This is a genomic window from Oribacterium sp. oral taxon 078 str. F0263 (assembly GCF_000469565.1).
In the GTDB taxonomy this organism is placed as follows: Bacteria; Bacillota; Clostridia; order Lachnospirales; family Lachnospiraceae; genus Oribacterium.
On record NZ_KI273103.1, the window covers coordinates 3,629 to 29,503 of the forward strand.

A 25,875-nucleotide genomic window follows, 5' to 3' on the forward strand; every position below is an offset into this window, starting at 1 on the left:
CTCAGGATTTCTATCCCACCCGGGGAGTCCGCCCCCGTGCATTTTGGGAGATCTCTATATCCAGCCGAAAAGCCTCGAAAAACGGAAAACTGTCTCAGCCTGATACCGCAGTAAACAAAAGACAGGAGCTCTCAGGAAGGGAAAAAATCCCAAAGCCAGGCCTCCAGGCCTTTGGCAGCTCCGAATCTATCGAAACACTCTGCCAGAGGGAGGGATATGAAAAGGTAGACCTCATCGGGCATTCCATGGGAGGGCTTGTAATCTCTGCACTCTATGCAGGCTATGTCGCACTTCCCTTGAGCAAAGGAAGCCGCAGTGTAAAGTATATTGACCGTTCGATCCGTTCTAAGATCGGGAAAATCATCACTCTGGGAACACCCTATGAAGGAGCTCCCAAGCTGATTCAGGCAGTCTTGACAGAAGAAGTCTTGGGAAATGGAAGAGAGAGAAAACTTGCGGAGACGGAACGGTCCCCTTTTTTTTCCTCTAGTATGGGGCTTCGATTATGTAAAGATGAAAAGATCAGGAATAGATTTCGTTTATACGTCAAAGGAGAACATGTAAAGCTCAGCTCGGAGGCAGATCACCTGCGTGACAAGAGGGGGAACAGTATTCTGGACAATATCGTGAATATCCTGATCAACAGAGCCATGCTCCCGACGGAGAATGAAGATATTGGAGAAAGTAGGGGAGGATCATGATATTTGGCTTTTCAGAAACTCATTGATCTCCCGAATTTTATGTTCATCCTCATATTTTTTGAAGAGAAGCTTGAGTGGATCATTTTTCGGGCTTGGTGTCTATGACAGAAAGGGAAAGACATGCTGAAATATTGGGGGAGGGCGCTTGCTTTATTAGCAATATCCATTTTGTGTACTTGTGTAGAAGCTGGTATGATGAAGGTAACAGATCTGCCGGATTCCACGGAATTTTTTTCAGAAGTATCTATTTTCTGCCTGCTGTTTATAATCCCATCGCTATATATTCTATGTATATGCTTTATCATGATTGCTATTGTCAAAGAAATTAAAGTGAATGCCTCTGCTTATTTGATTTTTGCGTGTACAGATGGTGCACTCGCGGCTGTTATCACGATATATGCACTATATGACATGTTTATAGATACTAATATTCCTTCCGGTTTCTTGGGTCCACTGCTTCTGGGGACCGTGGTTCGTGTGGCGGCATGGCTGTTTATTTTCGATATGATTTTTTGGCTGTGTGATAAGCTCAAGAAGAAATATAAGGAAAATATGGAGAAGTGGGAGAAAATGCATCCGATGGATTGATATTTCCTACTTTTCTCTATCCCGGGAGATAAATGGATATCTCGGCGCGGAAAGGAAGCTTTAATCGGAAAACTTCTTCTGTTTTTTTAAGAGCGTAATGCACGGTGCTCCTCCGATCCCCGATGAGTTTAAGGCTCGGATGAACGGCGAGGCAGCCTGAGCCGCCATCGCCGCGCTGCTAATACGGTCTCTCTCTCCTTGAGAGAGGTTCGAAAGGTCAGTGTCGAGGAAGTCATGAAATAGACTTTTTCTCCTCCAGAAGCCTTTCGGCAAACTGGTGCAGTTCCTCGGTGCTGAAGTGGGCACCGAAGTCGAAAAGGGTGTACTGGACAGCGCCGGAACGGAAGATGAGAGAGGTACTTTCGATCTGCTCTCTCTTTTCGCTTCCATAGCTGATCTGGAAGAAGGGGTCGTCTCTTTCCAAGGCTTTCTCCTCTTCGCTCGGCTTTTCATTCGGGGGGAGGAACAGGGTCCTTGTTCTAAGATAATAGACCTTCTGCCCGTTGATCTCCCACACCTCCTGATAGGAGCTTTCCTCAGAGAGCGGCTTTGCTTCGGCAGGGATCGGCTCCGCAGTGAAGCTCAGACTCTCTCCTCTGCCGTTTTCCGCCCGGTATTCAAGCTCAATCCCCTTTCGACCGTTGTAGCTGTTCCCATCGTCATCGGTGTCAGAGATCTCCAGAAGCCGGATTCCAACCATTGGGCAGCTCTCGGAAAGCTTTTCCGGAGCCTGGATTTGATATCCGGCCTTTTTCTCCGCTTTTTCCAGGTCGCTGTAGCGGCAGTAGTCATAATCAGAATAGCTGCTCACCATGGTCCCTGTGATCTTTCCGGCGGCGAAGACGCCCATTCCGCCGATCAGAGCGCAGGCGGCGATGAGCGCCGCGGTCTTTGTCATCTTGTTCATAGTCTTGCCATCCTTTCTTTTTTCGGAGTCCTGTAAAGAGGAGATAGATGCATCGATCCGGCTCTTACAAAGGTCGGAGGGACGGAATTCTGAGACCGCGGCTTTGAGGGATTCCCTGATGTTCTGATCCGAAAGAAAGTCGCCTTCGGAGTTGATTTTATGCATGGCTTTTGACCTCCTTTTCTGCTTCTTCTGCCCGCTGCATTTCCGGCTCTGAAAGATCCAGTATTTTTCGGAGCTCCTTTCGGCCTCTGTGAAGCCGTGATTTCACGGTTCCCTCGAAGCAGCCGCATATTCCCGCGATTTCCTTCACAGACATCTCTCCGTAATAGTAGAGAACCAGGACTGTGCGCAGCTTTTCTTCCATCTCCAAAAGAGCATCCCTGATGTCTAGCCGCCGGGGGAGATCCTCAAGCCCGGACATCCCGGAGGATTGCGGTCCCGTATACCGATCGATCCATTCCCGTATATCCTCTATGGCCGTTTCACGGGAAGATTTCGCCCCGATCCGGTGCGCTTTATTCACCATGATGCGAAAAAGCCAGCTTCGAAGCTTTGCGGGGTCACGGAGCTCCTTTCGATGCAGGTAGGCCGCGAGGAAGGTTTCCTGGAGCACATCCTCCGCATCATGGGGATTTGCGAGCATGAGGCGGGCGCTTCGGTAGAGCAGGAGATGATATTCCTCGTAGAGTCGGTCAAAGGCTTCCCTATCGAAAAAATCTTTTTTCTCTTCCTGCTGGAAGTCTTTTATCTCTGTCATCATCAGGCGGTCTCCTTTGTGCTTCCTTCATATGCTGTGTGGCTTTTCCGCTGTCAAAGCCTGCCTTCCTGCTGCGCTTTTTTGCTGCCTCTGTTAATAAGATCCCCGGGGGAGGAATTCGGTTCATTTTCCAGAAACAGAGAGCATTTTTTCTATTCTCTATAAACTGTAATATCTTGATGATACAGTCAACGCTCTTATTCTCAAAGAGGGGTATAGGGTATACCGAAGTACACATTAGCTTCCCGGGGAAAGCAGCTGCTCATCGTTTCGGATTTGATCCTGATCGGAAGGAATATATTCCGCATGACGGGCCGGTAGACAAAGTATGGATCGAAAGCTTTATGCTCTTCTTATAGATGGTCATGGGAGAGGTAAAGATATAGATATTATCTATAAAATATATGATTAAAATAAAATTCAAATAAAATATTATTGTAATAAAATTGCAACAGAATATTCAATTCAGAAAGGGAAGACAGTGCTAGTCTAAAAGCAGAAAAATGCCGATTTCATGATTTGACAGTACTTTTTGTAGAGCAACAGGATGAGAGGTGGCAGAATGGCGGGAGCGATGGATCGAAAAATTGCAGCGGCCTTTCTGGCTCTCTCTATCTTCAGCTTCGGACTTTACCTGGGAGGGAGAGGACAGTATCCCGCAGAAGACTTGTCATCTGTGCTGAAGCCCTTTCGTGGAAAAATCGCTGTCGTTAATCTGGATGAGGGGGTCGGAGAGGGAGCAGCGAAGATCTGCTATGCGAAGACCTTGATCGATTATGACGATAAGAGTTATGTCAGCACTTCTCTTTCCGAGGCAAGGGATGGGATCCGGGAGGGCCGTCTCGCTGCCTATCTTGTGATTCCGGCAAGCTTTTCCCGATCGGTCGAGAGTATCAACAAAAGACCGGATAAGGCGACGATCAGCTATGCTTTGAGCCCGAGCCTTGATCCTGAGAGGGAGGCGGACACCGTTTTGGAGCTCAGGGATTTCCAGTCCCGCTTAAATGCGAATACCTCGTATCTTTACGTGAGGGCAATTCTTCGAGATTTTCATGAGGCCCAGGATGAGAGCAAAATTATCCTGAAAAATGACGAAAAGGAGCTGAAGGACATCCTTTCCCTGGAGGTGGAGCCGCTTTGGAAGCCGTTGTTTTCTCCCTCTGTTTCGGAATTAGGATTTCCAGAGGAGACAGAAAAGGCTGCAAAATTTTATCCGGCGCTTGATCTCGCATCCTCCGCGGGGGAGCTTCTGACAGAAAATCTGGAGCGTTCTGTCCGAGGCTTTCTCGATGCCAGAGAGGACTATGACAGAGCTCTTAAGGAGATTTCGAATGCACTGGATCGGATGGAGGAGAGGGAGACAGAGCACATTGACGGGGATGAGGAGCGGAACACAGCGGAAGAACAGGATCTGAGCCGTTCTGCTTCCGATCGGAAGGCCCGGAGGGAAGAGCGGGAGCTTGTGGAAGAAAGGCTCCGGGAGCTCCTCGAGAACCAAAGAGCGCAGGATCAGCGGATCGCCGCGGAAGAGCTCGGGCGAATCCTTCCGAAGCTGCAGGAGATCGTCCGGAATGAAAATCAGGCATCCTATCTCTCTTATCAGAGAGAGGCGGACAGGGAATTACAAAGAATTCAGAATGAAAATCAAAGGGATCTGAGCCGGGCTTCTGAAATTTACCAAGGCTCCCTCTCTCGGTGGCTGTATCAGCTTCAGTCTTCTACGCCAAGTGTGATCCCGCCCGCAAGCTCCTTCGTATTGATGGGGCCGGAAGCGCATTCTTTTCCTGCATTACCCATATCGACCGCTTCGAATCTGGAGGATGGAACGCCCCTTCCGCCTTTTCCGATTTTCCCTTGTCAAACGATTCTAAAGACTGCCGTAGGGGCGCTGGATCCGGAGAGGAGTCCGGAGCAAAATGTATTCCTTACGCTGAGCGCACAGAATGCGGCAGAGCTTCCAAAACAGGAAATCACGCTGCCTCCTCTCTTAAAGCAGGATTCCATCCTTCAAAAATCCGCGGAGAGTATTTTTTCTGCCGTACATTCCGCTGGGGAAGAGGAGGAAGGAGAGGGGCATGTTCAGAGGAAGGAGAGACGGACTGCCATAGGGGAATCCTCTCGAAAAAAGGAGAAGCTGGATGAAATGAGGGAGAGACTTCGCTCCTTGACGGAGGGACAAGGAGGGGAGGCCGGGATTTTCTCATATCATGAGGGGGAAGCTTTAAAAAGCGCCGTTCATAGCTTTCGAGAAGAGCGGGAGCAGGAAGAGCACACGATGGAGCTTCGTGAGCAAGAGGCTATGAAATATGAGGAGGGAGCCCGTGACGCGGCAGAGCGCTGCATGGATGCCGCATCGAGTGCGCTGTCGGAAGCGGAATCGAAGAGTGCAGAAAATATCGATTCGATGATCGATTCCATCAGGGAATCCAAAGAGCGCTCCCATCGGGAGAACAGCATCATTTTGAAGGCGTTTTCGGAAAAACTTTCGTATACCAGGCTGGGAACACTGGAGCACACCGAGGCCTATGATTTTATGGTAAATCCAGTGAAGCTTCAGCGACTCGGTGATGAAGAACCTGAGTATGGGGGGATAAGAGGGGATCGCCGAAAAAGTGGGCAGCATCACCAAGGCGCATTCTATCTCGCGATTGGAAGCCTCGCGGCTTCCGCAGGCATCTTTTTCGCTGGGAAGAGACTTCGGAAAAGAAGGAGAAAGCTTTAGAAGGAGCAGACTTCTCATAAAAGGAATATAGCTCCGCCTGCCGAGTCACTTTTGTTCCTGTTCGGCTTTTGGAGTTATAGATATAGAAAAAGCTGTCTCGGCATCCTTCAGGAGAGCCGGGCAGGAGATCAGGATTTTGGGAAAGGAGGAATTGAAGATGCAATTAGGTGGTGGAGACCGTCTGGCGATGAGCTATTCCGAGCTGGAGGCAACGGCCAGGAATGCAAAGGCAAAGGCAGAGCAGCTTCGTGAGCTGATGACATCTCTGAGTGCGGATGTCAATGGCATGTGCGATAACTGGACCGCCTCGGCGAGTCCGGTGTTTCGAGAGGATTATGAGAAGCTTGCGAAGAATGTGACGCAGACCTCGACGGTGGTGGACGAGCTGAGCACGCAGGTGGAGAATTATTCAAGAGATATGCAGGCTCTGGATCAGTCCTACTCTTCTTCGAAGGTAAGCAGCTAGGAGCATTTTCAGAAGCTCTTTGCGGCGGTTTGGGGGCCCTTTTTCGGGGTCTCCCAGCCGCGAAGGGACAGAAACAGGGACAGGATCGGGGGGGATTTCCCATGGATAGAGAAGAGCGCCGCAGAAGACGGATTTTACGGCAGATCCGGGATCTGACCCGGAGAAAAAGAAAATGCGAAATGGTGAGATATTCCCTGCAGACCCAGAAAAATCGGGAAAGCGCGAGGATACAGGAGTGGGAGAGGGAGTCCATGGGGCTCAGGGGGAGAGAGATCACGAATAATGTAGTGATCCTGAACAGGAATGAGGGGAATTGTGCCTCTCGCTTTCGGGAGGACTTTGTGCAGTGTCGGGAATACATGGATGGAAAAAACAGGGAGGCGGAGAATTTCACGGAGGCATTGCAGGATCTGATCGACAGGATTCAGGATAAGGCGGATGAATTGCAGGAAAGGATAGATGCCCTCTATGATGAACTATAATCGGGACGGAAATACATGGACTCCGATTGTGAGCCGGATGGCACTGTCCTCCGGTGGTCTGCTGCCCGCGGAGGAGCAGGTCAATCTCCGCGCGGGGGAGTACAGCCGGGTGCAGACTCTCACAAAGGAGATGCAGGAAGCTGAGCAGAAGGCCATCGAAGATATGATGTCCGCTCTTTGGGAGCTTCTGAAAGGGGAAGACGGTTTTCATGCAGATCTGAGCTCTATGGCTGCTGTGAATATCTTGAATCATTTGCAGACCGCGCTCGATCGATACCGGGAGACTGCCTTGGAGATAGAGACCGATCTCAAAGATTATGGAGAAAAGCTTTCGGAGGATGACAGCATATAGGAAAGTGCGGGAGAGGTGCGATATTTGGAGGGAAGCTCAAGATGAATATCAGGATTCAGCACAGCAAAGTTTCGGAGACGGTATCGAAGCTGCAGGAGATCTATAAGAGTAGATTAGAGCAGGAGGGGGAGAAGCATCTGTCTGAGATACAGGGGAGTCTTCGGCAGTCCCGGGGACGCTTTGTCAATGAGATTGAGCCGGCGATCCGGAGCAGTCATGAAGCGGCACTTTTGATCGGTAAGCTTCTTCTGGAGCTTGGGAAACATCTGGAGAGCGCGTCGACTCAGTTCCGGGCGTTGGATCGGATCTATTCCGCCGACAAGATAAGCTGAGGGAAGAAAAGCAGCAGGGAGAAGGAAGAGAGTAGGGATAGGAAGGCAAGGGAAAGCGTAAGAGACAGACAGGAGGAGAGAGATGGAGGCAGAGCGGGATCGGGCATTTGATCGAGAGGATCTGACAGAGCTTCTTGGCCGCGGGAAAAAGGCTATGGAGAAGGCGGAGGAGTTGAGCAGCTGGTTCCATGGAAACCTGCGGACCGTCCGGGAACAGGCATCCCGCCTGCCGGAGGGGATCGATGGATCTGAGGTGAGGCAACTTGCCTCAGATCTGATCGATACGATTCGGAACGAAGGATATCTTGAGACTGCGGAGCTTTTCCAGAAGAAGATTCCTGCTCTCATCGGATCGGTCTTTCCTGATGACAGAGCCGGGGCGGAAAAGCTCCGGAGCGCGGCAGATCGGATGAGGAACATCAGCTCCTATGTAAGCTCTTTGGAGGATATGATCGGCAGAGAAACAGAGGCCGGCGGGATAGAGGAGATGACAAGGATCCTCGAGAAGCTGCAGTCCGATTTCCAAGAGGGAATCAGCGCCTCCCTGGAGGAAATGAGGGAAAAGCTTGCTTCCTTAAACGGCGAGAACAGGGGAGTCTGTGAGAGCAGCGCGGATCCCGTGAACCTCTCGACGGGAAACCTTTACTATGAAAAGGAGGATCTCTCGATCGGAGGCCAGTACCCCCTTTACTTTCAGAGGACCTATAATGCGGCCGATGTGAGGGAGGGTGTGCTCGGAACTGGTTGGAGTCATAATTACGAGCTTTCGATCCGGGAGGAGAGAGGATGCCTCCGGATGCGGATGGAGGAAGGGAAGGAAGAGGTCTGGGAGAAGTCGGGAGAAGAGTATTTTCCCCGCTATGGAAGAAGAGGAAAGCTCCGGCGGCTTCCCTGCGGGGATGGAGAAGGAGAGCACAAATATATCTATAGCACTCCGGAGGGGTTGGAATATGTCTTTCTTCCGGAAGATGGGAAGAAGGAGAGGAGATCCTGGTGGATCTCCGAGATTCGGGAGCAGGGGAAAGTTTCTCTCCTTTTTTCCTACCGTGAGGGAAGGCTCCACAGAGTCTCCACCGGAAATGGAAGCTTTTTCGAATACCGTTACCAGAACAGGGGGAAAGCGGGTTCTGGGAATCCGCGTCTTTCTGCGCTCTTCGATCAGGCGGGAAGGACAGTGCGCTTTTTCTATCGGGACGGTCGTCTCTCTCAGGTGGAGGATGTTCTGGGAAAGCGTTTCCGCTATCATTATGATGAAGCGGGAAGGATGGATGCAGTCACGAACCGGAGCGGTATCGTCACCGTTCGGAATCATTTTGATGAGAAGGGGAGGACTACGAGGCAGGACTTTCCAGACGGCGGGAGGATGCGCTATCGCTACAGCGAGGAGAAGAGAGAGGTGGTTCTCACAGAGCAAAACGGAAACGAGAGGACCTATCTTCACGATGAAAATTTCCTCACCACAGAAATCCGGGACCGAGACGGCACGGAGCGATATGAATATAACCGCTTCCGGCAGAGGACGCTCGTGACAGACAGAAAAGGCAGAAGAACGCGCTTCCGCTACGATGACCACGGAAATATCACACAGATTGTGAATGCAAAGCGGGAAAAACTGAATTTCACCTATGACAGCGGGAATCGACTTCTTGCGTTCAGTCTGAACGGGAGACGGCGCCAGACCAATGTCTATGATATGAGAGGGAGACTGATCCGTAGTATCGACGCTTTGGGAAGAAGCCGGGAGATTGCCTATGACGGGGAGGACCGTCCGATACGGATCCGGGAAATGGACGGGAGTGAGACCGAACTTTCTTATGATGAGAGAGGGAATTTGACGGAAATTCGCGATGCGTTCGGAGGGAGGCGGCGCTTCCGCTATGACGGCCTGAACCGAAGGATTGAGAGTGAGGACGGGAACGGGAACCGCACGAAGTATCGTTATGACGCAGCGGGACAGCTCAGCGCTGTGACCAATGCCGCCAGAGACAGCCGGTATTTCCGCTACACGGAAAACGGACAGCTCTGTGCACTGATTGACTTCGACGGAACGAAGAGCGAGCTGAAGTACAACTCTGTAAACCAGCTCAGCAAATGGATCGATCCGAACGGGGAGGAGACGGACTATCATTATGATCAGATGTGGAGGTTGAGGGAGGAGACCCGCCCTAACGGAGGGAAGATCCGCTACCACTATGATCTCTCGGGAAGGCTCACGAGACTTACGCTGCCGGACGGCGCGGAGCTCTCCTACGCCTATGATGCCACCGGGATGCGAACCGAGGAGAGGGGAGCCTATGGGGAGAGGATCCGCTATGAGTACGACGCTCTGGATCGGGAGACAGCCATGATAGATCCTCTCGGGAGAAGGACAGAAAAAAGATACGATGCGGACGGAAATTTGGAGAGTATCGTCGATTCGGAGGGGCGCGGAAGCCATTATACCTATGATGCGGCGGGACAGCTGCTGTCGGAGACAGACGCCCTTGGGAGAAGGACATGCTACAGCTACACTGCCCTGGGGCAGATCGCCAGTGTCACAGATTCGGAGGGGAATAAGACAGTCTATACCTATGAAAGAGGCGGAAGACTGAAGGAGATCTTATACCCGGACGGGCAGCTTGAGCGCTTTTGCTACGACAAAGAGGGGAATCTCAGCTCTCTCTCAGATGGGAAGGGAGAGATCCTGCGCTATCATTATGACTGCCTGAACCGGATTACAGAGATCACAGCCCCGGACGGGGAGAAGAAGACATTTTGTTATGATGCCCTGGGGCGTGTGACAAAGCAAATCGATGCGGAGGGGCAGGAGACAAGCTATGGATATACGAAAAGCGGAAGACTCGCCTCCGTGAGAGATGCTCTCGGCGGACTCACAGAGTATCACTATGATGCGATGGATCAACTCGTCGAAATTAGACAGAAGGGAAGAGCGGACGGCGCAGCGCAGTCTGTGGTGGAGGAGCTTCCGGGGCTTGATCCGGAGCTTTTGCGGGCCAGGAAGAGAAATCGGGAAAGCCGTGTAACCCGTTATCTCCGGAATCTATCCGGACAGGTGGAGGAGATCGAGAATGCACTGGGGGAGAAAGAAAGCTTCCGCTATGACGGCTATGGGAGATTACTGGAGAAGATCGATGCAGAGGGACATCGCATTGCTTTTTCCTACGGGAGAGATGGGAATCTGAGCGCTGTCCGGGCAAAGAGAGAGGGAGATACGGGGAGAGGGGAGCTTGAGGCCCGCTTCCTTTATGATGCGCACGGGAATCTGATGAGGGCGGAGGACTGGAGCGGGATTCTGCACGCGGACTATGATGATGCGGGCAGAGTTCGGAGGATGGTGAATGCCGAGGGAGATACGCTTTCTTATTACTATGATGAGAAGGAAAGAAAACGCAGCATAAGCTATCCGGACGGCACGGAGGCGGTGTACCGCTATGATTCTCTGGGGAGATTGGTCTCCCTCTCCTCCGGGACGGAAAAGATCGAATACCACTACGGAAAAGAGGGTAGACTTTCGGAAAAGCGCTATGGAGACGGCATGCGCAGCAGCTATCGCTATGACAGGCTGGGGCGGCTGACAGAGCTTCTCCATATGAGAGGAGAGGAAAGGATAGAATCCTACCGCTTCCGCTATGACCGTCTGGGAAACCGAAGTGAGGAGGAACGCTACCGGAGGGGAGCAGAGGAGGAAAACGGCATCTATTCCTACCGTTACGATGCGCTCGGCAGGCTGTGCTGTGTGGAGAAGGATGGAGTATGCCTTCGGAATTACCGTTACGACAGCTTCGGAAATCGGACGGAAAAGACGGAGCAGATCGCGGGAAGGGAGAGAAGGACCGCTTATCAGTACAATGCGCTGGATCAGCTGATCTCCGAGCGGGAGGAGGACGGCGGTGCGACAGACTATTTCTACGATCACCGGGGGAAGCTTACGGAGATCCGGAGACAGGGGCGCATCCAAAAGCGGTATCGCTATGACGGCTTCGGGAGGATGAGCGGAGCAGAGGATGCGGATGGGAGCAGCATAAGCTACTGCTATAACAGCTTGGGACAGAGAATCCGGGGAGAGGAGAAGCTTCCGTCCGGGCAGAGGAGAAGCAGCTCTTATCTCATCGACGGGACGAGAGTCTGGCATAATCTCCTTGCAAAGACGGAGAGGATCTGCGGAGGCGGAGAGATGGAAGGAAATCCTGCGCTTTTGCACTGCCAGAATTATATCTATGATGAGGAAGAGGAAGCCGCTATTCTGCTCGACAGAGGAGAGAGGAAGGAGGGGCTTTATTACCTGAGCGATGCGCTTGGGAGTGTGGAGAGACTGACAGACCAAACGGGAAGGGACCGGGCGCTCTATCGTCGGGATGAGTTTGGAATGGCCTGCGGCCAGTCAGAAAGAGAATGGGGGCGGAGCGAAGGGAAAGAGGGAATTTCTCAGCCCTTCGGCTTTACCGGCTATCTGTGGGATGAAGTCGCCGGGACATATTATGCGCAGGCGAGACAGTACCGCCCGGAGACCGGGCGCTTCGACGGAATGGACCTTGTGAGGGGCTTCCTCTCTGCACCCTTCAGCTTGAACCGCTATACCTATTGTTGGGGAAATCCGCTGGAGCTTGTGGATCCCGACGGGGCATTTCCCAAGCTTCCGAGCCTCCGAAAGCTCGGAAAGGGAATTTCGCAGGGACTTTCCAAGGTGGGGAAGTGGGTGGGGGACCACAAGGTGGAGATTATCACCGGAGTAGCCATAATGGTGGTAGCGGCTTTCGCGGCGCCCCTGGGACTGGCAGCGACGGTGGCGATCTGTGCGGGAACGGGATTTGCCGTCGGTTCCACAGCGACCGTTGTCGATGACTGGATAAGCGGAAGAAAGATTTCTGCGAAAAAGGCGCTGATCAACGGACTTACCGGAGCGGCTGCGGGAGTTTTTGCAGGAATCGGGGCCGGAGTCTGTACTTTCCTTGCAAATACAGCGCCTGTCAGTGGAATGGCAAAGGGGCTTATCGGATCGACGAATGCTGTGAAACTCGGCATGGGAATAGGGGGAGGCCTTTCCTTTATCGGTTCAACAGTGAGTGAAATTATTTCCTATCTAAGAGGAGATGGATGGCATCCGACGAATATCATCGTGGATACCGTGAGTGGAATGTTTTTGGGAGCGGCTTCCGGAAGCAGTATGGGGGCTTCATCACTGATAAAATATGGAGTGATATTGGGGGAGGCAGACTACGTCTTGAGAACCAGCTGGAATAAGGGGTGGGAGAAAAAGGGAGTGGAAGGGCATGTGCTGGGGATGCTTGAGGCAGGGATAATCGGCGCGATAGCAGCCAGGATTGCCGGAAGTGTCGCCAATATATCGCAGTTGGCAGCCTTGTCTCAGTTAGAGAGCAGACAAGCTTTTGAGGGCCTGACTCGGGCAGAGAGCATGGAAATGCTGAAAAAATTTCCTGTACTATGTTCGCTGGAATTGGGCAGACTGATAAAAGAGCTAGGAGAGAATGCAGTGAAACTTGGAGTGCCTGCAACCATAGCGTCTACGACATTGAGTATCAGCGAAGCCATAAGTAAGGGGTTAAAGGCATTACTTGACAAGCTGAGATCTGAGTGGAAGAAGGTCTGCCCGATAACACGCTGAGGAAATAAGATGGAAAGGAAGCAGGATTTTCTGAAAGAGTGCATTTGTTATATCATTATCGTAGGAGGTGTGTTTTGGTGCCTGAATAAGCAGATCAAGTTAATGCGGATCGATTTTAGTGCTGTGACAGCCGAAAATTCGGCGGCAGTCGTGGAATATGACTGTCTCTCCATGAGAGGAAAGAATTTTTTCTTTCCAATCTATGAGATGGAGCTGGACGGAAAGACCTATCGGCATAAATCCTTTTTATTTGAAGAAAAAAGAGAAATCTTTGCAAGAACAGCAGTCAGGTACAACCCGTCCAATCCCTCGGAGTTTTACAGTGTAGAGGAGATCGAGCTTAGGGATAGGATGCTTCATTTATATTGGATGTTTATCATATTTCCTGGCTTTGCAGTTACATATTCTGCCGGTGTCACCATGGGAAATATACTCTTGAAGCATACAGAGCTTCGCTATCACTACGAATGAGCTTGGATGGAGATGGATAAGCAGATAGAGGGGGCTTCGGAAGGCTGGCTGTGATATATAGGCATGGATGCGATCAAAAACATCTGATTCTTTCAGCGGAGAATGAACTTCTGAGAATGCGCAGGTACAGGAAATTGTTTCTTGCGTTATCGGGAAGGAGATCTCATCATTTATTGGGGTGTGGAAAGATTACAGTATTCAAGCGAGGGTCTCAATGGAAAAAATTCAGAGTTCCGAAGTAGTATTTGGGATAGAGGGAAACAAACTGCTGGAAAAGGTGTTTCTGTGGATCGGTCTGAGCTGGCTCTTGTGGACGATGTCGGAGACGCAGGCATTTTACGAGGACGGGGAGTTCGTGCTTTTGGCATATCTTTTGTGTATCGCTTTCCCGGTGTTTGTGTGGGGCGGTCTGGCATATCTGCTGCATTCCGCATCGAAGTGGGAAGGCATTCATATAAAGGATGGGAAAATGAAAGTTTGCCGGATGAGCTCCCTTTATGACAAGAGAAACCCACAGTGGGAATGCGAGACGAGAAGAGATGAAATTTCTTTGTGCCGGCTAAAACGTTATGGGCTGACGAAAGAGATCCTGGGGCATCCTCTGGAATTTTTTTATCACAATAGGTTCAATTCTCCCAATGAGATCTTATTTGAAATAGATGACGGCAGTCAGATTTCCTTTGATATGAACCTACTTACAAGAAGAGAGTGGAGAGAACTTATGCACCGGATAGAGAGGGAGACGGGAATCTGTCCGGAGGGAAGCTTATCCGATCCGGATTATGCGTATTGTTATTATCATTGGAAAGAGGATGACAATAAGCAGAGGAGGCGGGATTTACGGGAAGAGGAAGTACAACGGCTGAACCGTCTTTTATGGAAACATGCATTAGAAAAAAATCCGGATAAGCTGAATAAAGTCCTGGGGAAATTATCGAGAAAGATAAGAGCAAAAATAATGCTGAGAGGCGGAACAGCGGCGCTCCTTGTGGTGATGCTTTTGTATTTTATTCGTGCATTGGATATTTTTTTGTTTGATGGAAAAACCTTATTTTTTATCGGCATAGGGATTATAGGGGCGTTTTGGATTGCGGCAGCAGAAAAAATAAAGTTGGAATATTTTGAGGATGATTATGTTTATCTGGGTCTGGCGCAGATCCAAAAGAATCATGAGTCATGCAGTATGTGCTTTGTGCTGGATGGGGAGCTGCATAATTTATGTTTTAAGTCATGCAGAGCGGTTTCTCTCAGGAAAATGCCGATGGGAGAGTATATCCTCAATATTCTTCTGGATGAGAAGGAGAAGAGTTTTCGGATTATTCCGGAGAAGCTGCTGCTGCCGATGCAGGACTGGAAATACATCAGGAAGCTGAATTCCAGAAGGACCTTATCGCTTCCTGACGAGCCTATCTGACTGCTGCCTGGTGTCGGAAGGTACTGCAAAGAACAGCAGAGCTTAAATCATCAGGAGGAAAGCGGCGGTATCGACCGCTGCGTTGATCTAAGCTGAGCGGAGGAAGGCCTGCCCGATAACAAACTGAGGGTATAAGATGGAAAGGAAACATGGGTTTTTGAAAGAGTGCATTTGCTATATCATTATCGTAGGAGGCGTGTTTTGGTGCCTGAATAAGCAGATCAAGCTAATGCGGATCGATTTTAGCGCTGTGACAGCCGAAAATACAGCATCAGTCGCAGGATATGACTGTATCTCCATAAAAGGAAGTTTCTTTTGCTTTCCGATCTATGAAATGGAGCTGGACGGAAAGATCTATCGGCATAAATCCTTTTTATTCGAGAGAACGGAAAGTTTTGAGAGAACAGCAGTCAGGTACAACCCGTCCAATCCCTCGGAGTTTTACAGTGTAGAGGAGATCGAGCTTAGGGATAGGATGCTTCATTTATATTGGATGTTTATCATATTTCCTGGCTTTGCAGTTACATATTCTGCCGGTGTCACCATGGGAAATATACTCTTGAAGCATACGGAGCTCCGCTATCATTATGAATGAATTCAGATGGAAGCAGCAGCGGCGGAAAGCAGATAGAGCGGCGCTTTGAAGACTGATAGGTATCGATGGAGGGAATATGGAGTATAATCTGACGAAGATATTCAATTTTTTCCTCAAATATGGTCTGATCCTTAGTCTCACCATAGGTCTCTATCTCTTCCTGAACTGGAGGAGACGGAAACGGGAGAAAAGCTGGCAGGATATCTGGGAAAAACCCTTCGGAAGGAGCTGGGATACCGGCATTTACCTGTCCTGGCCGAGTGAAAGCCTGCGAAGACTCGTCTACATGGGTACAGATTTTCAGATAACAGCTATGGATCTGATCCTCATGGTCTATAGTATCTGCGCGGCATTGTTTTGCTATGCCTATATCATTCGGCATCTCATATGCAAAAAAAATGCGGACTTTGTGCTGATAACTTCCTTCTGGACCGTCGGCTTGGTACTGAGTCTGGATATCGCGAGGCTATGGGAGCTGATCTATTTCATGAGGAGAACCAAGGTCGTCAATAGGGAGCTGATACTATATACCCTTACTCTAACGGTGATCACTCTTCTGACAGCAGTATGTGAGGGGATTATCATTTTAGAGATATTCGGTGTCTTGACTTGAAGAAGGTTGTTCTTTGGGGAAGGGCAGAGGATAAAGAAGTGACGGAAACGAGAGCGGAGATGGGAAGGAAGAGCGAGAATCCGGAGTCGGAAGAATTTTATGGGGCGGAGCTGCATTTGGATCCTTCTGTCGTAAAAGAGCGAAGAGAGAGCTATTCGTCTCTTTCGGATCTCTATGGGATAGAGATTTTCAGTGATCGGATTCACGAGCTTCAGGAGGAGAGAAAGAGAGAGGAGGCGGCCCGGAGGAGCGAATTGATGGAGGATCTTAGCTTTCTCCCCGGGAAAAAGCTGGATGAGAAGGAGCGGAAGCTGAGGGATAGATTGTTTTTGTCGGAGGGGATGGTCTATCGAAAGGAGGAGATGAAGCAGCAATCGGATGGCGGGACGGATGCTATTATCCTGCCCGGAATGCTGCTTCTTTTCTTTTTTCTCTGTATAGGAATATCGGTATCTTGGGGACGGAAGGACAGGAGGGAGAGGGGGAGATGAGACAGAGCATAAGCCTTCGCTTCTTACAGGGAGAGAGGGAGAGAGAGATTGATATCCAGGCGGAGGACACACAGCAGATCCGACGGACTCTGGAGGTGGTGTCAGAGGCGGAGGGATTATGCCGAAGCTTCGAGAGGCCGGTCTTTAGCCTGAGGAGAAGGCGTTTTATCAATCCCTTTTTAAGCTGGAGGGAGGCGGGGATTTATAATGGGGATATCATCCTGCTTCGAGATGGGAGTCTGGTTGGAGGAGAGCTATGGAGCTGAAGGAGAAAATGCTGAGCTTTCGAAAGGCGGAGCTTCGCGCAAGGGACAGCTTTCAGTACCGCCGGATTCTGTCTGGGGCGCCGGGCTTCTTGCCGGGAGAATTCATAGAGGATGCGGAGGAGGTGGAACTTTCCTATGAAATCTCCGGAAAGAGGTCTTTTTGTCTGATCCGGGAGGAGAGATATGAGGAGAGGCTTTCGGCTCTTTCGGATATCGCGGAGCTTTATTCGTCTCTTTCCCGACTCTCTTTTTCGCTTTCCCCGGACAATCTTTACTTTGATATCCGGCACAGGGCCTATGTCCTCTTTCGGGATCTCCCGGAGGAAGAGGAGGAGAGCGCGGAAGAGCGTTTTCTAAAAGAATATCAGGCACTCATCGGATACAGCCTGCAGGAGAAGTACAGTTACAAGGACTTCCTTCAAGGCGGCGGAGATCTTCTCCGGGAGCATGGTTTTCTCCGGGAAGTGGAGCAGGCCGGATCGCCGGGGGAGATCCAGGATATCCTGGAGACAGAATACCGGCGAAGAACGGAGGAGATCCGAAGATATAAGATTCTGGTAGATCGGAGAAGCGAAAAAAGGAGGCGGCTCGGGATGCTCGGAAGCGGCATACTTTCCTTCTTCCTCCTTTTGTTTTTTGCATATCAGCTTTTTTATCAGCGGCCTTATGAGAAGGCTGTGGACAAGGCGGTATATGCTTATCTCCAGACGGATTATGTGGGAGTCATCGATGATCTGTCCGGGATATCCCTCAGGCGGCTGAAACCGTATCAGAGGTATATCCTGGCGCTTTCCTATGTGAAGAGCGAGAATCTCAGTGAGGAGCAGAAGGGGAATATTCTTTCCGCACTTGACATAAGGGGGAATCCGAAGCTCTTGGAATACTGGATCAATTACGGGAGATCGAAGCTGTCGGAGGCGGAGAATCTCGCGATGCAGATGTCGGAGGATCAGCTTCTGCTCTATGCCCTTCTGAAAGAAAGATATCTTTTGGAGCTGAACGAGAAGATTTCCGGGGAGGAGAAGGAAAAACGGCTGAAGGAGCTTTCGGACAGGATCTCCTCTCTCTCGGAGGGAATTCTCGGAGAGGAACAGGATGACAGCGCAGAGAGTGAGGAGCGGGGCACGCTGCCGTCATCCGCTGAGTCTTCATTAGCAGAGGGGGCGGATCAGACTCACCCATAACGGCAGAGAGTTCCCCGGACGGTCGGGCCTTTTTCTGCTTTGCCCGCAGCTTCTGTGACGCTGACAGATGGAAAAGTAAGCTCGGCCGAGCAGGTAATTTTCTTTTGAAATCAGAAGGACAGCGGGGAGAACGTCCCGGCGTCTATGATTTCCGGGGAAGGGCTCAGCCTTTTCGAAAGAGAAGGGAGAGAGGCGGAAAATGGAATATTTATGGCTTAGGGAAGCGGATTATCTCATAGAATACCCTCTTTCGGAGGCTTCGCGGCTTCTCTCTTTTCGAAGGGAGGAGCACATTCCCTTTCGCTGGTTTTCTCTTCCGGATGGGAGGGAGGCCATCTTTGGGGAAAAGGAGGGGAAGCGCTATTCGATCGGAGAGGAGCTTTGGGTCGGGAATGGGCGCTGCTGCGATATTCGTCTCGAGCTTTCGAATAATTTCATGCTGAAAGGGGGCAGGCTGCTCCTTGAGAGGGAAGAGGAGGCGCTGTTTCTGAATGGAAGGAAGCTCCGAGGCATCGACTGGGAGCGGGAAGGGCGCGCGCGGGGGGAGCTTTTCTTTTTGCTTCATGAGGGAGATGAGCTCTTCCTCGAGGATACTCTCTTTCTTTTTGAAGGAGCGGATCTAATGATCTGTTGCCCGGAGGAGAGAATAGAGACGGAGCGGCTTCCGTTACCGAAGCGGGAAAAGACGGGGGAGGATTTCCCGAACTATAAAAGATCTCCGAGGCTTATCAAGGAGCTTCCTCGAGATCCGATTGAGATCCAGAAGCTGCCGGAGCGGGCCTCCCCGCCAAGAGGCGGTTTGTTTTCGCTTTTGCTTCCTCCCCTTCTCATGCTGCTTGTGAGTGCGGCGATCTGCGTCCTTTTCCGGCGAGGCGCTTACATTTTCATGTCACTTTCTATGACGCTTGTGACAGCGGGGCTGTCTGTCTCCCGATATTTTTCCGGAAGAAGGGAATGCCGGGAAAAGAATGAGAAGAGCCGGGAGCTCTATGAGAGATATCTTCTCGACTGCAGAAAGAGAATTTACCTTGCGTATCAAAAGAATCTTGAGGTACTTCGCTGGAATAACCCTTCTCTCAAAGCGATAGAGCGGATGGTGAGGGAATATAACAGCAGGATTTATGAGAGAAGCATAACGGAGGAGGATTTCCTCTCTGTGTGTATCGGCTGCTGTGAGGCGCCGACGGATTTTCCCATCCGACTGAAGCTCGATCCGCTCCGGGGGGATCCGGAGGCTCTTGAAAGAAAGGCGGAGGAGATCCAAAGAGAATTTTCCATGATCCTACATAAGCCGCTGGTTCTGAATCTGGGAAAGCTTCGACTTGGTATGATCGGGGAGAGAAAATATATCTGCGAGCAGCTGAAGATCCTGGCCACGAAGCTTTGCTTTTTTCACAGCTATCATGAGCTTCGGCTTGTCCCGGTCTTTTCCGAGGAGGAGGATGCGGACTTTTCGTGGATGCGCTGGTTTCCTCATTGTCGGATCCCGGAGATGAATATACTGAGTTTTGTGGAGAGTGGGAGGGGGAAGGAGCAGGTTCTCGGCGGGCTGACGGAGATCCTCAGGGAGCGCGCCGGGAAACGGAAGGAGAAGCGCCAGGGTTTTCGCTTTCTCCCGCATTATCTCTTTCTTCTCGCTGAGCCGAAGCTGATTCTGGATCATCCGATCATGGAATATCTCTCTCGGCCCGGGGAGGAGCTCGGCTTTTCTTTAATCTATACGGCGCGGTCCGGGGGGAGACTCCCCGAGTATATCGACACGGTCTATGAGATCGAGGACTCCGGACATGCAAAGCTGATTCTGAAGGAGGGGAGAGAGCAGAAACTTCCGTTCAAGCTGGAGCGGGTCGGAGAGACAGAGCTTCCCTGGATCGCGCGGAATCTCAGTGTGCTCTCCCATGAGCAGAGGATGGTCTCTCATATCCCGGAGAGCATCCGCTTCTTTGAGCTTTTCCATGTGAGGGAAGCGTCGGAGCTTCCGATCGAGGAGAACTGGAGGAAAAATCTTGCGAGGAAGACGCTGGCGGTTCCCATTGGCGCGCAGACAAAACAGGATATCGAGTATCTGAACCTCCATGAGAAGGCGGACGGGCCGCACGGGCTGATCGCCGGGACGACTGGTTCCGGGAAGTCAGAGCTTCTTCAAACATATATTCTCTCTTTGGCGGTTCACTTCCATCCTTATGAGATTTCTTTTCTTTTAATCGACTATAAGGGAGGCGGAATGGCGGGGGTATTCCGGGATCTTCCGCATCTTCTCGGCGTGATCACAAACCTGGACGGCAGCGAGAGCATGCGAGCGCTCGCGTCGATTCGGAGTGAGCTCTCGAGGAGACAGCGCCTTTTTCAAGACTGCCATGTGAATCATATTCACGATTACCACAGGCTCTTTCAGCTCGGGGAGGCGGCAGAGCCTGTCCCGGAGCTTTTCCTCATCAGCGATGAGTTTGCGGAGCTCAAAAAGGAGCAGCCGGAATTTATGAAGGAGCTCGTCTCCGCCGCCAGAATTGGCCGAAGCCTCGGTGTGCATCTGATCCTTGCGACACAGCAGCCCGCGGGAGTTGTGGATGAGCAGATCTGGACGAATTCAAATTTCAAGATCGCCCTGAAGCTTCAAAATGAGAGCGATAGCCGGGAGATCCTGAAAACCGCGGATGCGGCCGGCATTACCCGGGCGGGAAGGGCATATCTGAAGGTCGGAAATAATGAGCGCTATGAGCTTTTTCAGTCCGCGTGGAGTGGAGCCCCCGTTCGGAGTTTTTTGGGGGAGAAGGACGGAGACGAGAGGGTCTATCGGGTGAATGCGTTGGGACAGGGGGAGCTTTTGAATCAGGACTTAAGCGACCTTTCTTCTTCGCAGGGACAGGCGGTATCGGATAGGACGGAGCTGGAGCTGACAGTGGAGTGTCTGAAGGAGCTTTCCTCTACGCTTTCGATTCGTCCTGTGAGGCGTCCATGGCTTCCTCCTCTTCCGCCGATGCTCGTCTCTCCGCTCATGGAGGAGCTTTGCGAAGGGGAAAGCGGGAGCAGATCAGGGAGTCGGGAGAACAGGAAGATAAGCGATCTTTGCTTTCCGCTCGGCCTTTTGGATATCCCGGAGGAGCAGCTTCAAAAGGTCTATCGGCCGGATCTTCAGAAGGATGGGGGAATCTTGTATTTTGCATCGGCGGGATTTGGAAAGACGAGCCTTCTGATGACGGCGGCGCTGTCTCTTGCGTGGAAAAATCCAGTGGAGCTTTTGCATCTCTATGTCCTGGATTTTGGAAACAGCGGTCTTGTGATGTTGGATGCTTTGCCTCATACAGCGGATTATATCCGCTATGACGATGGAGAAAAGCTTTTGAAATTCCAAAAGCGGCTTATGGAGGAGCTTCGGCGGAGGAAGAGACTCTTTGCGGAGAGCGCCGCGCAGAATTTCAGAGTTTATCAGGAGCTCTCCTCGGAGAGACTCCCCGCTGTGGTGATTTTAGTGGATCCCTTTGACGCTGTCCGGGAGCTCGGGCCGGAGCTGGAGGATTTCTTTGTGAGAATCACAAGGGATGGGCCGGGGCTTGGAATCTTCCCTATCTTCAGCGCGACCCGGAGTGCGGCAGTGAAGTATGCGATCCTGAATAATTTCAAGCTGAAGATCGCAGGCTTTCTCCACGATGAGCATGAGGCGGCGGGGATCGTCGGAAGATGCGGATATCCTCTGACAGAGACGAGAGGGAGAGCGTATGTAAAGCTTACGGATGTCCATCTCATGCAGCTTTATCTCATCTGTCCTTTCTCTGATGAGATCGGATACAATGCGGGAGTCCGGGAGCGGATCCGAGAAATCGAGAGGAAGAATCCGGGGAAAAGAGCACCCCGCCTCGTCGTCCTTCCGGAAGAGCTTTCGCTGGAGCAGTTCCGAAATTACAGAAGGGAGGAGGATTCCTGCGAGATCCCGATCGGGCTCGATGTTGAGTCGGTGAGGGCGGAGGGGATGGGAAGGATGGATTCCCCCTTCCTTGTGCTTGGAGAAGCCGGGAGGGGAAAGACGACGGTGCTCTTCTCTATGATCGATCAGCTCCTTTTATCTCAAAGGGAGAGCGATATCGCTCTCTTCGATTCGAAGAGCCTTCTCCTCCTTCCCTATCGCGGACGGGTCCGATATATCGAGAGTGAGGAGGAGGCGCTGGATCTCGTGGATGATGTCACAGAGCTTTGCACGAGGCGGAAGAGCGCGCTGGAGGCGGCACTTTCAGCAGGAGAGGTGAAGACGCCGCGGGAATTTTATGAGAATCAAAGAGGCTGCTGGCTTTTTATCGATGATGCCGATGATTTCATGGAGAAGTGGAAGATGCAGCTGCTGGAGCTCTTCCAGATGCTTGTGCTTGCCTCCGAGAGCGGGGTTGGCGTGGTGATCAGCATCCATGCAGGAAAATTTCGAGTGAGGAATGAATTTACCGCTTGGCTCAGGAGCTCATCCAACGGACTTTTGCTGGGAAATCCCGGCGCGGTGGGGATCTTCCAGCCTGCATCGTCCCGGGAATATACCGCGAAGGGATATGGCCTTCTGTTTCGGCAGGGGAGCTACCGAAAGCTTCTCCTTCCCGGGGCGAAGCTCCTCTGAGTAAAAAGGGGAGAGCTTTCACTTTCAGAATGATCGTCCGTGCAGTCCTTTTTTCGGGGGGGAAGCGGAGCTCCGGCTGAGAGAAGCCTTGATGAAGAGCAGAAGCTGTGCGGAATCAGCGGAGCTTCGATGGGAATGGGATCACAGCTCGCCTAATCGGGAGGAAATGGGCTGAATACCGGGACAGGAGCCTCTGATAGGCGTGCAGACCTTCGGAATATTGACGGAGAAGGCGGAGTTTTGTATCATGAAGAAAACGTTTGTGAGCGTTTCTGTGAATTCGTGAAGGGAGAGGGCTATGATTACAGAAGAGTATCGGCGATGGCTGGAGGCGGATCTTGTCGATTTCGATCTGAAGAGGGAGCTTCGGGAGATTTCGGGGGATGAGGAGGCGATCCGGGAGAGATTTGCGAAGTCTCTGGAATTCGGGACGGCCGGTCTTCGCGGGACGCTCGGCGCTGGCACAAACCGGATGAACATCTGGGTGGTCCGGCAGGCGACGCAGGGGGTCGCGGACTGGGTGAAGACGCAGGGCGGGAGTCAGACCGTTGCGATCAGCTATGACAGCCGCTTGAAGGGCTGGAGCTTTGCGAGGGATGCGGCCTCTGTTCTCGCCGCGAACGGCATCAAGGTCTGGATCTATGAGGAGCTCATGCCGGTCCCGGCGCTGTCCTTTGCGACCCGCTATTATCATTGCAACGCGGGCATCATGCTGACAGCTTCTCACAATCCCGCGCAGTATAACGGCTATAAGGCCTACGGACCGGACGGCTGCCAGATGACGGACGATGCCGCGGCAGTGGTGTATGCCTCGATTCAGAAGACGGATGTCTTAAACGGGGCGAAGTATATGAGCTTCTCCGAGGGAGTGGAGAAGGGGCTGATCCGCTTCGTCTCGGAGGACTGCAAGTCGGCCTTCTATGAGGCGGTCGAGAGCCGTCAGGTGAGGCCGGGGCTTTGCCGGACGGCGGGGCTTAAGCTGGTCTACTCCCCGCTGAACGGGACGGGCCTTGTGCCGGTCACGAGGGTGCTCCAGGATATCGGGATTTCGGATATCACGATCGTCCCGGAGCAGGAGTATCCAAACGGCTATTTTACGAGCTGCCCCTATCCGAATCCGGAGATCTATGCGGCGCTGGAAAAGGGCCTTATGCTCGCCCGGGAGACCGGCGCGGATCTCATGCTTGCGACGGATCCGGACGCGGATCGGGTAGGGGTCGCAGTGAGCTGTCCGGACGGGGAATATGAGCTTGTGACGGGAAATGAGATGGGCGTCCTGCTCCTCGATTACATCGCTTCCGGGAGGATCGAGAAGGGGAGCATGCCGAAGCGGCCGGTCGCTGTGAAGTCCATCGTATCCACGCCGCTTGCGGACAAGGTGGCGGAGCACTACGGCGTAGAGCTTCGGCATACCTTGACGGGCTTTAAATGGATCGGGGATCAGATTCTCCAGCTTGAGAAGGCGGGAGAGGCGGAGCGCTTTATCTTTGGCTTTGAAGAGAGCTATGGTTATCTCGCGGGAGACTATGTGCGGGATAAGGATGCCGTCGTCGCCTCCATGCTGATCTGCGAGATGGCGGCCTATTACCGCTCTGTCGGCTCTTCTCTGAAGGAGAGACTGGAGGAGCTCTACCGCGATTACGGAAGGTATCTGAACGCGGTGGACAGCTTTGAGTTCCCGGGGCTTTCCGGGATGGATAAGATGGCATCGATCATGGAGAAGCTTCGGACCGAGCCTCCGAAGGAGTTTGCGGGGAAGGCCGTCGTCAAGGTGAAGGATTACGAGAAGACGGAGGAGACCGGACTTCCGAGAGCGAATGTTTTGATCTATGAGCTTTCGGACGGCGCGACCGTCATCGTCCGCCCGTCCGGCACAGAGCCGAAGATCAAGGCCTATTATACGACGCTCGGGAAGAATCTCGAGGAGGCGAAGAAGGAGAAGGAGGCGCTGGCCGCTGCCGTAAAGCCGTACTTCGCGTAAGGCCCTGTCGGCACTGCGGGAGCAGCGGAGATGCGCTTACTCCGGCAGTCGGAAAGGCTCCGGGAGAGGCGCCGTCGGTACTGCGGGAGCAGCGGAGAAGGAAAGCGGCCCGAGACCTGAGCGGGGGAAGAGACTGCCTCACTCTGTCTGCGGCCGGGGATTTCAGGAGGGGGGATGGAAGGCAGAAAAAGAGAGGAGCGGCTTGATGTCATGAAGGGGCTCCTCATCGTGCTCGTCGTGGCGGGACATTTCCTGCTTCCGCTAAAGGACCTGGGAGGGGGATTTGTCAACGGCATCTTTTATTGGATCTACAGCTTTCATATGCCGGCCTTTGTCTTCCTCTCCGGGCTTTTTTCTTCCTCCGTCATAAAGGACGGGCATTATCGCTTCGGGCGTCCGCTCTCCCTCCTCTGGCTCTATCTTTGCTATAAGCTTATCGTCTTTTTTCCGGAGCGGCTCGCCTATGGTCCGAGCGGGAGCCTTCCGGACCTTCTGCACGAGTCCGGTGCGCCCTGGTATCTGCTCGCCCTTTTCTTTTGGTACCTGCTCATCCTCCCTCTGTCTCTCTATCGGACGAGGGGGGAGAAATGCTTTATCATGGTTTTCCTGCTGCTTTTTTCGCTGCTTTTCGGATACATGGATGACGCGGAGGGGATAAAGGACCTGCTGAGCCTGGACCGGGTGACGGCCTTTCTGCCCTTCTTTTTCCTGGCTTATTTTCTCGGCGTGCAGGGCCTTAAGGAGCTCTGCCCGGAGAGGGGGAGTCTGAAGGAGGGGCTTTGCATCCTCACCGGGCTTTCCCTCTCCCTCTTTTCGGCTCTTCAGGCCCGCTCTCTCCTCTCCCCCTATCTTCAGCTTTTTTACGGGGGCTGGTACCGGAAACTCGGCTTCTCCGGCATGCCGGAGCCTCTCAGGGCCTTTCCCTGGCTCCTCCGGCTTCTCTGGTATCCTTTTTCCCTTTCGATTGCCTTCAGTATCTTCCTGCTGATCCCGATCCTTCAGAGGCGGGAGCTTCTTTGGGGAGCTCTCAGGAAGATCGGAGAGAGGACGCTTCAGATTTATATCCTTCACCGCCCGATCCGGGATCTGCTCCTTGCGGCGGGCTATCCGAAGCTTATGTCCGTCTGCCCGAAGCTTTTGACCGTCTTCATGCTCTTTTTCTCCCTGCTTCTCTCCGTCCTCCTCTCTCACTCTTCGCTCACCGGCTTTTTTTCCAAGCTGCAGGGCTTTCCGGAGCTGCTGCTCGGCCTTCTTCCCCCGAGGCGGGCGGCTGAAGCGCGAAAACACAGAACGAAAGTTTGAGAAAAAGGGCTTCGGCTCCCGAAAAGAC

At 52.2% G+C, this 25,875-nt stretch carries 21 protein-coding genes; 18 read left to right on the forward strand and 3 right to left on the reverse strand.

The window, feature by feature from the left end; all coding sequences use genetic code 11:
• The coding region (locus tag HMPREF1986_RS04445; RefSeq protein WP_021773584.1) for a lipase family alpha/beta hydrolase at window positions 1–701 on the forward strand (701 nt) is incomplete at its 5' end.
• 120 nt (window positions 702–821) lie between these two features.
• Entirely contained in the window at window positions 822–1,289 is a 468-nt protein-coding gene (locus HMPREF1986_RS04450) for a hypothetical protein (RefSeq protein ID WP_036599330.1), read from the forward strand.
• A gap of 232 nt (window positions 1,290–1,521) precedes the next feature.
• Here HMPREF1986_RS04450 and HMPREF1986_RS04455 read toward each other — a convergent pair whose 3' ends face one another.
• From HMPREF1986_RS04455 to HMPREF1986_RS13375, 3 genes are all read right to left on the reverse strand, one after another.
• A complete protein-coding gene (locus HMPREF1986_RS04455) occupies window positions 1,522–2,196 on the reverse strand; it encodes a hypothetical protein (RefSeq protein ID WP_155978767.1) in 675 nt (224 codons plus the stop codon).
• A 157-nt stretch (window positions 2,197–2,353) separates the two neighbouring features.
• The gene (locus HMPREF1986_RS04460) at window positions 2,354–2,959 is read right to left on the reverse strand and encodes an RNA polymerase sigma factor (RefSeq protein WP_021773587.1); all 606 of its coding nucleotides are present in this window, start codon (window positions 2,957–2,959) and stop codon (window positions 2,354–2,356) included.
• On the reverse strand, window positions 2,904–3,194 hold the full coding sequence (locus tag HMPREF1986_RS13375; protein WP_207636977.1) for a hypothetical protein: 291 nt from the start codon (window positions 3,192–3,194) through the stop codon (window positions 2,904–2,906). The genes HMPREF1986_RS04460 and HMPREF1986_RS13375 overlap by 56 nt, the downstream gene beginning before the upstream one ends.
• Before the next feature lie 324 nt (window positions 3,195–3,518).
• On the opposite strand from HMPREF1986_RS13375, the gene HMPREF1986_RS04470 reads away from it, so the two are divergent.
• The 16 genes from HMPREF1986_RS04470 (at window position 3,519) to HMPREF1986_RS04545 (ending at window position 25,847) form a co-directional block, all read left to right on the forward strand.
• On the forward strand, window positions 3,519–5,678 hold the full coding sequence (locus HMPREF1986_RS04470; protein ID WP_021773589.1) for a hypothetical protein: 2,160 nt from the start codon (window positions 3,519–3,521) through the stop codon (window positions 5,676–5,678).
• Between the two features lie 157 nt (window positions 5,679–5,835).
• Window positions 5,836–6,144, forward strand: a complete 309-nt coding sequence (locus HMPREF1986_RS04475) for a WXG100 family type VII secretion target (protein WP_155812543.1) — start codon at window positions 5,836–5,838, stop codon at window positions 6,142–6,144.
• Window positions 6,145–6,245: 101 nt separating this feature from the next.
• The gene (locus HMPREF1986_RS04480) at window positions 6,246–6,626 is read left to right on the forward strand and encodes a hypothetical protein (RefSeq protein WP_155978768.1); all 381 of its coding nucleotides are present in this window, start codon (window positions 6,246–6,248) and stop codon (window positions 6,624–6,626) included.
• On the forward strand, window positions 6,613–6,978 hold the full coding sequence (locus HMPREF1986_RS04485) for a hypothetical protein (RefSeq protein ID WP_036599332.1): 366 nt from the start codon (window positions 6,613–6,615) through the stop codon (window positions 6,976–6,978). Before HMPREF1986_RS04480 ends, HMPREF1986_RS04485 begins: the two co-directional genes overlap by 14 nt.
• A 41-nt stretch (window positions 6,979–7,019) precedes the next feature.
• The gene (locus tag HMPREF1986_RS04490) at window positions 7,020–7,310 is read left to right on the forward strand and encodes a hypothetical protein (RefSeq protein WP_021773591.1); all 291 of its coding nucleotides are present in this window, start codon (window positions 7,020–7,022) and stop codon (window positions 7,308–7,310) included.
• An 82-nt stretch (window positions 7,311–7,392) separates the two neighbouring features.
• Entirely contained in the window at window positions 7,393–12,933 is a 5,541-nt protein-coding gene (locus HMPREF1986_RS04495; RefSeq protein ID WP_021773592.1) for a DUF6531 domain-containing protein, read from the forward strand.
• Window positions 12,934–12,942: 9 nt separating this feature from the next.
• Complete coding sequence (locus HMPREF1986_RS04500) at window positions 12,943–13,404, forward strand: hypothetical protein (protein WP_021773593.1); 462 nt, start codon at window positions 12,943–12,945, stop codon at window positions 13,402–13,404.
• A 214-nt stretch (window positions 13,405–13,618) separates the two neighbouring features.
• On the forward strand, window positions 13,619–14,818 hold the full coding sequence (locus tag HMPREF1986_RS04505) for a hypothetical protein (protein WP_021773594.1): 1,200 nt from the start codon (window positions 13,619–13,621) through the stop codon (window positions 14,816–14,818).
• 157 nt (window positions 14,819–14,975) lie between these two features.
• A complete protein-coding gene (locus HMPREF1986_RS04510) occupies window positions 14,976–15,413 on the forward strand; it encodes a hypothetical protein (protein WP_155978769.1) in 438 nt (145 codons plus the stop codon).
• Window positions 15,414–15,489: 76 nt separating this feature from the next.
• The gene (locus HMPREF1986_RS04515; RefSeq protein ID WP_021773596.1) at window positions 15,490–16,026 is read left to right on the forward strand and encodes a hypothetical protein; all 537 of its coding nucleotides are present in this window, start codon (window positions 15,490–15,492) and stop codon (window positions 16,024–16,026) included.
• A gap of 38 nt (window positions 16,027–16,064) precedes the next feature.
• A complete protein-coding gene (locus tag HMPREF1986_RS04520; RefSeq protein WP_155978770.1) occupies window positions 16,065–16,517 on the forward strand; it encodes a hypothetical protein in 453 nt (150 codons plus the stop codon).
• Window positions 16,514–16,783, forward strand: coding sequence for a hypothetical protein (locus HMPREF1986_RS04525; protein WP_021773598.1), 270 nt, complete (start codon window positions 16,514–16,516; stop codon window positions 16,781–16,783). The genes HMPREF1986_RS04520 and HMPREF1986_RS04525 overlap by 4 nt, the downstream gene beginning before the upstream one ends.
• Complete coding sequence (locus HMPREF1986_RS04530) at window positions 16,774–17,967, forward strand: type VII secretion protein EssB/YukC (protein WP_021773599.1); 1,194 nt, start codon at window positions 16,774–16,776, stop codon at window positions 17,965–17,967. Before HMPREF1986_RS04525 ends, HMPREF1986_RS04530 begins: the two co-directional genes overlap by 10 nt.
• A 199-nt stretch (window positions 17,968–18,166) precedes the next feature.
• A complete protein-coding gene (essC, locus tag HMPREF1986_RS04535) occupies window positions 18,167–22,564 on the forward strand; it encodes a type VII secretion protein EssC (protein ID WP_021773600.1) in 4,398 nt (1,465 codons plus the stop codon).
• Window positions 22,565–22,862: 298 nt separating this feature from the next.
• A complete protein-coding gene (locus tag HMPREF1986_RS04540) occupies window positions 22,863–24,545 on the forward strand; it encodes a phospho-sugar mutase (RefSeq protein ID WP_021773601.1) in 1,683 nt (560 codons plus the stop codon).
• A 174-nt stretch (window positions 24,546–24,719) separates the two neighbouring features.
• The gene (locus HMPREF1986_RS04545) at window positions 24,720–25,847 is read left to right on the forward strand and encodes an acyltransferase family protein (RefSeq protein WP_021773602.1); all 1,128 of its coding nucleotides are present in this window, start codon (window positions 24,720–24,722) and stop codon (window positions 25,845–25,847) included.
• Window positions 25,848–25,875 lie beyond the last annotated feature (28 nt).